11 protein-coding genes are annotated in these 10,903 nt (G+C 34.2%); 5 read left to right on the forward strand and 6 right to left on the reverse strand.

Annotation, left to right across the window (positions count from 1 at the left end; all coding sequences use genetic code 11):
* The 4 genes from H1P_RS26085 to H1P_RS26100 all read right to left on the reverse strand — a co-directional run.
* Nucleotides 1–1,603, reverse strand: a 1,603-nt coding sequence (locus tag H1P_RS26085) for a diguanylate cyclase (protein ID WP_144873046.1), incomplete at its 3' end; no start/stop codon positions are given.
* Between the two features lie 419 nt (nt 1,604–2,022).
* The gene (locus H1P_RS26090) at nt 2,023–3,111 is read right to left on the reverse strand and encodes a 3-deoxy-7-phosphoheptulonate synthase (protein ID WP_144873049.1); all 1,089 of its coding nucleotides are present in this window, start codon (nt 3,109–3,111) and stop codon (nt 2,023–2,025) included.
* A gap of 185 nt (nt 3,112–3,296) precedes the next feature.
* Nucleotides 3,297–3,620: a 2Fe-2S iron-sulfur cluster-binding protein gene (locus H1P_RS26095; protein ID WP_144873052.1), complete on the reverse strand. Its 324-nt coding sequence runs from the start codon at nt 3,618–3,620 to the stop codon at nt 3,297–3,299.
* Nucleotides 3,621–3,947: 327 nt separating this feature from the next.
* Complete coding sequence (locus H1P_RS26100; protein ID WP_144873055.1) at nt 3,948–4,127, reverse strand: hypothetical protein; 180 nt, start codon at nt 4,125–4,127, stop codon at nt 3,948–3,950.
* Nucleotides 4,128–4,289: 162 nt separating this feature from the next.
* On the opposite strand from H1P_RS26100, the gene H1P_RS26105 reads away from it, so the two are divergent.
* Nucleotides 4,290–4,625: a cupin domain-containing protein gene (locus tag H1P_RS26105; protein ID WP_144873058.1), complete on the forward strand. Its 336-nt coding sequence runs from the start codon at nt 4,290–4,292 to the stop codon at nt 4,623–4,625.
* Between the two features lie 81 nt (nt 4,626–4,706).
* Nucleotides 4,707–5,672 carry an endonuclease/exonuclease/phosphatase family protein gene (locus H1P_RS26110; protein ID WP_144873061.1) on the forward strand — a complete coding sequence of 322 codons (966 nt, stop codon included), beginning with the start codon at nt 4,707–4,709 and terminating at the stop codon, nt 5,670–5,672.
* 99 nt (nt 5,673–5,771) lie between these two features.
* On the opposite strand, the gene H1P_RS26115 is transcribed toward H1P_RS26110, so the two are convergent.
* Nucleotides 5,772–6,323: a P-loop nucleotide/nucleoside kinase family protein gene (locus tag H1P_RS26115; protein ID WP_144873064.1), complete on the reverse strand. Its 552-nt coding sequence runs from the start codon at nt 6,321–6,323 to the stop codon at nt 5,772–5,774.
* Nucleotides 6,324–7,641: 1,318 nt separating this feature from the next.
* On the opposite strand from H1P_RS26115, the gene psaK reads away from it, so the two are divergent.
* A complete protein-coding gene (gene psaK, locus H1P_RS26120; RefSeq protein ID WP_144873067.1) occupies nt 7,642–7,956 on the forward strand; it encodes a photosystem I reaction center subunit PsaK in 315 nt (104 codons plus the stop codon).
* A gap of 152 nt (nt 7,957–8,108) precedes the next feature.
* On the opposite strand, the gene larC is transcribed toward psaK, so the two are convergent.
* The gene (gene larC, locus H1P_RS26125) at nt 8,109–9,329 is read right to left on the reverse strand and encodes a nickel pincer cofactor biosynthesis protein LarC (protein WP_144873070.1); all 1,221 of its coding nucleotides are present in this window, start codon (nt 9,327–9,329) and stop codon (nt 8,109–8,111) included.
* 46 nt (nt 9,330–9,375) lie between these two features.
* Here larC and H1P_RS26130 point away from each other — a divergent pair, with 46 nt between their 5' ends.
* Complete coding sequence (locus tag H1P_RS26130) at nt 9,376–10,029, forward strand: L-threonylcarbamoyladenylate synthase (RefSeq protein ID WP_144873073.1); 654 nt, start codon at nt 9,376–9,378, stop codon at nt 10,027–10,029.
* Between the two features lie 259 nt (nt 10,030–10,288).
* Nucleotides 10,289–10,729 carry a hypothetical protein gene (locus tag H1P_RS26135; RefSeq protein ID WP_144873076.1) on the forward strand — a complete coding sequence of 147 codons (441 nt, stop codon included), beginning with the start codon at nt 10,289–10,291 and terminating at the stop codon, nt 10,727–10,729.
* Nucleotides 10,730–10,903 lie beyond the last annotated feature (174 nt).

Consider the following 10,903-nt stretch of genomic DNA (forward strand, 5'->3'; position numbering starts at 1 on the left):
TGTCACAAAATTTCGATGTCTTGTTTAATTGACAATAGTTTTGATAGCTATCAAGAAATTTACTAATTACCCAACGATCTATAGTAGGCATTAAATCATAACGTTCTGCTGCGGGAATAAATGCCATTGGAGGAATCAAATTACCATCGTTATCGAATAAGCGTAGTAAAATTTCGTAATGATCTGTACCATAATTGACTTGTAAAGGGGTTATTTTCTGACAATATAAACAAAAACGATTTTCTTCTAACGCTAAATTTAATTTCGATATCCAATGTCTTTCTCCTCTTTTTTGTGCTAGTTCACAATCTTCTGGATGATAAACTCGAACCCAATTACGTCCTTGTTCTTTAGCAGCATAACAGGCTGTATCAGCAGCACTTAAAAGATTACTAAAATCAACGCTATTTTTATCAATAGTTACCAAGCCGATGCTAGCACCTAAAGTAATTTTTTTATCTTGCCAAGTGAAGTTATAATCTTGAATAACTTGTCGTAATTTATGAGCAATTTTTTCGGCTGATTTTAAAGAGCAGTTTTTTAATAAAACACCAAATTCATCTCCCCCTAAACGAGATACAATGTCTGATTCTTTAAGTTTTCCTTTTAGTAAAATTGTAACTTGACGGAGTAAACAATCTCCTACAAAATGACCATAAATTTCATTAATAACTTTAAAACGATCTAAATCAAAATAGCAAAAAGCGTGTTGTTCATTAGTATTTTTTACTAAAGCAATTACTTGATTTATTTGCTGTTCAAATTCTTGGCGATTTAATGAACCAGTTAGAGAATCGTGTTTTGATTGCCAAGATAATTTTTGTTGTAAATCATTAAATTGAGAAACATCTCTAGCTACAGCATAAATTAAATTGTGATTTTTTTGAGAAGATGCAGCCATCCAGCGTAATCTGCGATAAGAGCCATCTTGACAACAATAACGGTTTTCAAATGCCACTGAAGCACTTCCTTGCTTGAGTTTTTCCATTTCGGTTAAGGTTGCTTTAATGTCTTCTGGATGAACAAAGCTCAAAAAAGGTCTTGCTGTAAGCTCAGAAGCAGAGTATCCTAACGCTTCAGTAAATGCAGGGTTTACTCTTTTAAAACAGCCATCCGATCCTGCAATGCAGAGCATATCTAATGAAATATCGAAAAATGGCTCGACATCGAATTCATTTTTTTGTAACTGACTAAAAACAATAATGCCAGAAATTTTATTTTGTTGATTACGCCAAGGATAAGTAGATAGCTGTAACTGCTGAGTAATGCCATATTGATTAGTGATTTTTTGCTCTATTTGCTGGCTAATTTCTTGACTTAAACAGTCTTGATAAATTAATTGTTTACAACAAAATTGCTCTAGACAAACCTCAGAATAATGAGTATTTATTACTTGAGAAATTACTAAATTATAGTCTTGCAACCATCGATCGCTGACCATTAAATAACATAATCGCTCGTCTAAAATAGCGATCGCCAATTCTGTTTGATCTATTACGGATTTTAATAATTGTTGTGATTTAGGAATCGAAATTTCTTTTAAGATATCTTCCGATATTTTTAAACCAAGCTGATTGCGATTTCCATCGGATAGGACAGTCATGTTTATCTACTTATATTTGGGGAATTTAGGGGCGACTTCGCGCAATTAATTACGTAAAGTCACAAAATAAACTAATCAATATTAGATATTTTCTCAAACAATAATTTAAGTTGCCAACTATCAGTTATCTTTCCTTTTAAAATATTTATTTATTCTTAAATTTAATCAATATTTGCAATGGTTAAAAACCGAAATCCTACTTATCTTTTTGACTATGTATAAGATTTTTAAGCTCAAATAAATAGCAAAAATTACTTATTTTAGGCAAATGAACTGAAACAGAATTAAAGACTTATTAAAATTTTTCATAAGATTCAGTGGAACTACTGAAATTTTTTTTTGAGTATTATGAACAAAAAAAGAGATAGATTACTCTATCTCAACAAAATTTAGTATTTATAATTAATAAAAATTATTTGCTAACCACCTTGCAATACGGGGTTTTGTCTTACTTTTGGTCTACCTTGAGCTACAGCATTACCTAAAGAACGCAACATTTTCTGCGTGGTTTCCCAGTTAACACAAGCATCAGTAATACTTTGACCATAAGCCAAAGATGAGAGATCGCCCTTTAGCTTTTGATTTCCTGCAATCAGATGGCTTTCAATCATAACACCAACAATATTCGGCGCACTAGCTAGAACTTGTTGAGCAATATCTTCTAAAACAATAGGTTGACGATTATAGTCTTTGTCACTATTTCCATGACTACAATCAATTACTAAACGGTGATTTAAAGCCTTATTTTTCAGAGAATTAGCTGCTGCGGAAACTTTTTCTCCGTTGTAATTAGGTTCATCACCACCACCGCGCAATACTAAATGACCGTCAGGATTTCCTGTAGTTTTCACAATACTAGCTAACCCATCATTATTAATTCCCAAAAAATGATGAGAAATTCGTGCAGCTAACATCGCATTAATCGCTGCTTTAAAACTACCATCAGTACTGTTTTTATAACCTACAGGCATTGATAAACCAGAAGCCATTTGACGGTGGATTTGGCTTTCTGTAGTCCTAGCACCGATCGCCGTCCAACAAATTAAATCTGCAATATATTGGGGTGTAATGGGGTCTAAAAGTTCGGTAGCTGCGGGTAAGTTAATATGAGCTAAGTCTGATAATAGTTTCCGTGCTAATCTGAGTCCTGTATTAATATCGTAGCTATTATCGAGATGGGGGTCGTTAATTAAACCTTTCCAGCCCACTGTGGTACGAGGTTTTTCAAAGTAAACCCGCATGACAATTTCCAACTCATTTTGCAGTTCTGCACGCAGATGAGTCAACTTTTCGCCATATTCCATAGCAGCATCAACATCGTGAATCGAACAAGGGCCGACAATTACTAGCATTCTTTGGTCTTCACCAGCTAAAATTTGACGAATGCGATCGCGGGTATCACTAACTAAGGTTGCTGCGGTTTCACTTAGAGGAAATTCGCTTTTGATGAATGCAGGACTTAAAAGAGGTCTTGTTTCAATAACATGAAGATCGCTGGTCTTTTGCATAGTACTGAATAAAATGTGAATTTATAAAAATGAATAACTATAATAGCTATTACTAGAACAATTAGAGAACTCAAAATAATATCTGCTCTAATATCTCATCATTTCGTCAATATAACGCAAAGATTTAGGTTTCGTATTATTCTGAATTTTGTATTTATGCAGTAGTTAAAAAAGTTTATCTGCTGTTACTTAGCTTGCTCTCCTTGTCCCCAAAAGCCATCATATTTAATGACTTCAATATCCCCCAACACTTTAGTTTGACAAGCAAGACGGCGATTTCGATCGGGAGAATGAGGCGGTAGCGATCGCCTGACACGATCTTTCCAGTTGGCTTCAGAGACTTCACCGATAATTTCCACTGCACAAGTCCCACAGCTACCAATGCCACGACAATTAATATATCTGGAGTTACCGTTATATAAATCCAGCTTATTTGCTAGCAATACTCTACGGAGATTTGCTCCTGATTCACAATTAATTGTTTTTCCTTGAAATTTTACTGTTGGCATGGTTGATTCGTTATGTAGTATGTTCTTGAACAACTCTATACTTGTATACTGTCGTCATTCCATCTCGAGAGAGTTTTTTTGTGTAATTAATAGCATATCTGGTCAATGAATACTCAAATAGAGATTGAGCGTAATTATTTGATTCAAGAACTTGAAATCCCCAAGGATATTCTAAATACGAAGATGCCTTTTTTAAAAGCTTTTTAAAATTTTTGCTGTTTCTGTGGGTTGGAGCTACATATATTTCGCAAATTTCTGAGAGGATATCGCGATCGCTAAATTTTCCGTAGCCTACTATTACCAACGGTCACCGCAGGCTCCGTCTTTTTAAGGCGGAGTAACGGTGACAAAACCAATAATTTTTGGATGTTCATAAATAGCCAAGAAAACTGCATCAGTTGATTTTTGCCACCAGTAAGGCGGAGTATTTATCTTGATTTTATTATCAATAGAAAACAGTTCAGATTCATATTGATGATCGATTTTTCTGGCTTCTTTTATAGTCATTCCTAATCTTATGCAATACTCAATTAAAATTTAGTGTAATATTGTAGAATACTTTTTATATTTTAAGGTACAATATTTTATTAATCCAAAGACAAAAAAATATTATATTTTTTAGTGATTATTTTGTTAAAAAAATAAAAAAGTATTAATAATCAAATAAAAATGAAAATAACTAACCTCAATCAATTAACAGTACAAGAAGTTTCTCACAATCCTGAAATCAAGAAAAAAGTTATGTTGTCTTTTGGGGATTTACCTCATTTGACCAACTTTTCTCAAGCTACTTTTGCCCCTGGACAATTAGCATCTAATCATTGTCATCAGGATATGAGTGAAGTATTTTTTGTAGAATCAGGAGCTGGCATAATTTGTATTAATCAGCAAAAGTTTACTCTCACTCAAGGTACTTGTATTGCCGTAGAAGCAGGAGAATATCATGAAATTATTAATACAGGAGATCAAGAGTTGGTTTTAACTTATTTTGGTATTAAGCAATAGTTTTTATTAATGGATAATTGATTTAAGATTTCAAGCTTTTCTTTTTAACTAAAGATAATCATTAATTATTCAATCTAAAAAATGAAACTATTTAATCGGTTAATTATTTATTTCTTTGGCTTATTCTCAATTGTAACTTTTTTCTTGTCTATTGCTGGGTATTTGGGTGATTGGAATCGTTATTTAGAAGTTACAGCTAATTTCAAATTGCAGTATTTACTATTAAGCTTCTGCACTTTCTTTTTTTGGCTCTTAACCTGTCGCTACTATTGGTTATGTTTAAGTTTAATTTGCTTAATACTTAATTTAGCTATTATTGCACCCTGGTATTTTGAAGTACAGCAACAAGTTATTGATACAAATTATGAGCCACTAAGAGTATTAGCTTTTAATGTTTTACATCAAAACGAACGTTACAATGATGCTATTAAATTCACTCAAGACCGTAAAGTTGATATTGCAATCTTTTTAGAAGCAACTCCCCCGTGGGACGCAAAATTATTAGCTCTTCAAGAGACATTTCCCTATCACTTTAGTGCTAAAAAATTACAAATAGAAATTTATAGTAAGTTTCCTTTGAAAGATACAGAAATTCAACTTTATGGAACTTATCGTGGTTTAGTTATATCTCAAGTAACTGTCGGTAAAAGTGACTTTGTTTTTGTAGCTACTCATGCTTATCCACAATTTTATTATGGTCAAGAAGGATGGCAAATTCGTAACGAGCAATTAGAAAAAGGTATTGGTAATCAACTAGGAAAACTAGACAAACCTGTAATTATAGCTGGGGATATTAATATTACTATGTGGTCGCCTCAATATAAATCTATGATTGCTAATTCTAATTTAAAGAATGCTCGTCAAGGTTTTGGTATCTTACCCACTCAGTCTATATATTTTCCCCAGACATCTTGGTTAGCTATTCCTTTAGATCATTTTTTAGTAAGTCAAGAAGTTTTAGTAACTAATATGGAAACTGGTAAAAATATTGGTTCAGATCATTTACCTATTTTGTTAGACGTTTTAATTCCCAATCAAACAAGATGATATTAAATATAATATCTAAATCTCCTCATTATCGATCTAAATGGTGATTAATCGAGGAACTATATATTAGTATAATCAACGATAGTTGTGACTCTCTTTTTAGTTTTTCTCGATCGCTTTATATATTTTTTCATAATCAATTAAATTAAAATTAGTTGTATCTATTTTCATAGTGAGATCGCAAATATTTAAAATTTCATAACCGCCTTTTTTCAAATTTAATTTAATCTCTTCATTATTTAGGTGATCTACATGACCAGGATGTCTGACACCAGATATGGCTCTGTTTTTAAATCTTTGTGTAATAACTTTTGTTGTTGCATAACAATGAATTTGCAATAAATTAAACTGGTATTTGTTTTTTAAATTTAAAAATTTATCTTCATCGAATTCTGGCTTAAAATTACTTTCAATAATTATTTTTTGTTGGTTAGCCAGTATTTTATCTATAAATAAATAAAGCAAATCATAGCTGACAATACCTAATTTTTTAGACCATTCTCTATCTGAATAACCTAAAGAATCATATAAAGATTCTTTAATGTCATCTCTACTTATTAACGGAAGTGAATAACGCTTGGCTATTTTTTTAGCTAAAGTAGTTTTACCAGTACAAGAAAAACCAGAAACCATAATAAGTAAGCTTTTCATAATTTATTTCACTTATTCGCCTTGTTGCTAGTTACCAAATAATAATGTTCTACTATGGGGAAAGAAACGTAAAAATGATGTAGTAATTATTTCCAAAGTTTAATATTGTTCCGATCCTATCAAGCCAATGATATAGTCTTTTAAGGTTTATCAATAAACTAACAAGAAAGTGCGATCGCAATTACCCAAAGTTTGCCAATTCCATAATGCAACAATGCATCTATAACGTTTCTCCTAACAATACAGTACGAATTTAAACCAGCGCGAAAAATCTCGAAAGCCCTATGTGCAGACTGAAATCTTTTGTCAGATAGCTTGCCTTTTCACCTATTCCAAACAGATAATTTTTTCTTCCCCTCACTGACTGTATTTGGCATTTGGTATTTAATGGCATTTGTTCTCTACCTTTAGATATTTTGTCTACTCTGTCTACCTAAATGCTTGAAACTTAGATACAGTAAGAGTTTAAAGCGGTAGACACTTTGTCTACTGAATGTCTACTGTCTACCAAATTGATTTATAAGTTCAGTATTCTATGCTTACTGACTAATTTCCTAAAGTCAGTTTTGAACTTATTTGATTGAGTACTTAGCTAATAATTCAGGGTAAATATCAGATTTGACGACGTAGACTAGGTGTTGTATAATGCCTGGTCTTTTTTTACTTTACAGAAAAGATAAGTTTAAATCAAGTTTTTATGATGTCGCTTAAATTACTCTTTTTTACCCGTTTGACTATATGGGAATAATAGGTAAGTGGGTGTATTTTGGGTGTAATTGGTTATCTGAAGTAATTGGTTGATGGTTAGATTGTAGCCAGCGTATAGGATAGATTGATGCGGGACTGGCTGGAATCGAACCAGCGACCTAGTGCTTCAGATTGGTGTAAGTTTCCTTACTCTCTGGACTATCTCTTCACCATAGACAAAAATTAGTCTTTAGGTGGTGGCCGTTGTGCCGTATCCATTGTTACTCGATAACAATTCTCTGTTACTGGACTACGGCTAGTCTCTGCACCTTCTCTACCAGAGTGACATAGAGCTTGGCTCAAGATTACCTTATCTAAACTATCTAGACTTAGGATTCCTTGAATTTGACCACATTCATACCTGAAGTTTCCCTACAGGATGCCCGATTTTTTTCAGGAGGCACTTGCTCTATCCTACTGAGCTACAGCCCCGCGATTTTTAAACTAATGATAAACCACAAAAGATGTTTATAAGTCAATTAATTAGAGGATCAGCTATTTTTGTATAAAAAACTTTACCAAATTAATAAATATTGCAACAACGTTTAATAAGTTCGTTACCTGAAAGAATATGATTGTGAACAATTTAAAACAGTGTAAATTTTCAGGAGAAATTAGTTTGACTTATTTAACTTTACTAGCAGCTGCTTCTGTTCCCTCTACTGTTGAGTGGAGTCCTAAAGTAGCCATCGTCATGATTGTTTGCAATATTATTGCGATCGCTTTTGGCAAATACACAATGAAAACCCCTAGTGCAGAACCTAATTTACCGTCTCCTTCGTTTTTTGGTGGGATGGGTTTACCTGCACTGTTGGGTACTACCAGTTTTGGTCATTTGCTGGGCGCAGGGGTTATTTTAGGTTTAGCTAATATGGGCGCACTTTAAGCTATCATCAGCGAAGCGATCGGGGATCGGTGATTGATAAATGGTAAATTGACCAACGGTCACGTGCTGTCTCCGTCGTTTCACGGCGGAGTCCCGTCAAGCGGGATCGAGATAATCTGTGATTGTCTAACTCAATGATAGAAAAAATACTACTAATCAAACCGATTACCGATCTGAGAAATTGCTGCTTGTTGAATTGTTCGCCAAGGAATATCATGTTCGCGGGCTAGTTTAGCGCAATCTTCGTATTCTGGTTGAATATTAATTGCTGGAAAGTCTGTAGATTCATCCCAGTTAGCAACTTTGACTCTAACTGCTCCATATTGGGTTTTTACCGTGTGAATTTGTCGGTTGAGAATACTTCTTGGTTGAATGCGTTCTCTAATTCCTAAAGTAGTAGTTTCTCGAAAGATAATTTCTTTACAAGTATCTGTTAGGTTCGGCAAGCAAATTACAGTTAACAGAATACCTGAGCGGGATTTTTTCATAGTAATCCCTTGGGTAAAGACATCTAGCGCACCTGCTTGTAGTAATCGTTCTAAAGTGTATGCCACCGCTTGAGGGTTTAGATCGTCAATTTGGGTTTCTAAAACCGTAATAGTTTCTTGTTTGAGACTAGATTGAGCGGTTGTATTGCCAATCCATAATTGCAAGATATTGGGAATAGTTAAATCCTGTGAACCCGCACCTAAACCAACTTTCTCAATCGTCATTTGAGGGGGAGAGCCAAAACCTTGAGCTAAAGTAGTAGCGATCGCTGCACCTGTAGGAGTAACTAATTCTTTTTCAATTCCATTACTATAAACGGGGACTTGCCGTAACTTCCATAATTCTAAAACGGCAGGTACAGGAACAGATAACCTTCCGTGAGCAGCTTTTACTGTACCTCCACCCGTAGGCAAAGCAGAACAGTATAACTCTGCTATTCCCAACCAATCTAAACCCAAACAAGTCCCCACAATATCAATAATGGCATCGGTCGCTCCAACTTCATGAAAATGAACTTTGTCTGGGGAAACGCCATGAACTGCTCCTTCAGCGATCGCTAATTGCTGGAAAACTTGTAAACTCCAATCTTTGGCTCTTACAGGAATATCCGCACCACGAATAATCTGAGTAATTTCTGGTAAATGTCTTGCAGAAGCATGATGATGATGAGATGTTTCCTCATGGTGCAAGTTAACCAGAACCTTAGTTGCTAACTGACTATTACGATAAACTTGCTCTAGCAGTAGCTCGTATTCATCGCTAATACCCAGACTAGCTAAAGAATTAGTTAAGTAATCCCACGGTACGCCCGCATCAACTAGAGCAGATAAACACATATCTCCTGCAATACCAGTAGGACACTTTAAGTAAGCAATTTTAGTCATTAGATTAAGGATTAAATTTTCAATTATTTATCGAGAGTACTGAAAAATGGCAACATTATACGAGCTTCATCCCCAAAACCCACAAAAACGTACAGTTGAGCAGATTGCTCAAAAGTTAAAACAAGGGGCGGTTATGCTTTATCCTACTGATACAGTGTATGCTATCGGTTGCGATCTCAACTCTAAATCTGCATTACAAAAAGTCAGACAACTTAAACAATTAGCCAATGATAAACCTTTGACTTTTTTGTGTTCTTCTCTTTCTAATATTGCTAGTTACGCTCAAGTCAGCGATCGCGCTTATCGGATCATGAAACATCTCATACCAGGACCCTATACTTTTTTACTTCCTGCTACTAAGCTAGTGCCTAAACTGGTTATGAGTCCTAAACGTAGGACTACAGGAATTCGCGTTCCCGATCATCAGATTTGCCAAGAATTATTGCAAGCTTTGGAAAATCCGATTATTTCTACTTCCGCCCATTTACCCGATGAAGACGGAGAATTTCCCACAATGGGTGTTGAAAAAGCCAGATTATTTGATAGTTTAGAAAATTTGGTTGATATTATTGTCGATCATGGAAAAGAGCCAGGTTTTGAAGTTTCTACTATTCTCGACTTTACTACAGAAGAGCCAGAATTAGTACGTCAGGGATTGGGTTGGCAAGAAGCTCAAGAATGGTTGACTTTTGTTGTTTGAAGTTACACAAGTTAATATATTGAAAGTGGTATTGATAATACCATATTTAATTTGTGTACTTTAATCTATGTTTGTCATATTCGCTATATTTAGCTTCATTATAACTTTATTTTTAGTTTCCTCAAAAATTATCGATTTGATTTTGATCGAGAAAAAAAGATTCAAATCTAACTCTTTCAAGAAAGTTTTTACCGTATTTTCTCTGTTTTTATGGTTTGTTTTTAGTGCTATCTTGACAATACTTATTTCTTATATTTTATTGAAACCACCTCAGCTTTGGTTTGTTGGCTCGCAAAAAGCGATCGCTGATGTTGCTCTAATAGAAAAACAAGACTGTCAAAAATTTATAGATACTATTTATATAACCGAAAATCAAATCCATAGGCTAGAAAACCATCGTTACATAGAAGAGTCTGCGTCTCTCTTTACGATTAAATTAGAGTATCAAAAAGGAGCAAATAAATTAACTTCTGTAGCAAAACAATATTTAGATTTAGATGTAGCCGAAAATTCTCAGCATTACAGCCAGCAACTTGCTCAGATGCTTCAAGAAAAGGCTCAGTTATTTAAAAAAAGAAGTGAAACTGTGGAAAACGGCAAAGGAGTCAAACAAATTTTTAATTTATTAGAACAAATGGATCTAGTAACCAAACAAAGACAAAATTTAATTACTGCAATAGAAAAACAATGTAATTTTTGATTTTGTTAGTGGTTAGTAGGGGACGGAGCTTACAAGGGGGCGAGGTTGCCTCGCCCCACAGCCCCTTCGCAAGGCTTGCGCCCTTAAAGTGTTTAGTGATTATTGGTTAATTAATAAATACAAGAAACGATCGATGTTCAAAGATTAACCCACCTTCCGCACGTCAAAGTGTAA

Source organism: Hyella patelloides LEGE 07179, assembly GCF_900659865.1.
Classification (GTDB): domain Bacteria; phylum Cyanobacteriota; class Cyanobacteriia; order Cyanobacteriales; family Xenococcaceae; genus Hyella; species Hyella patelloides.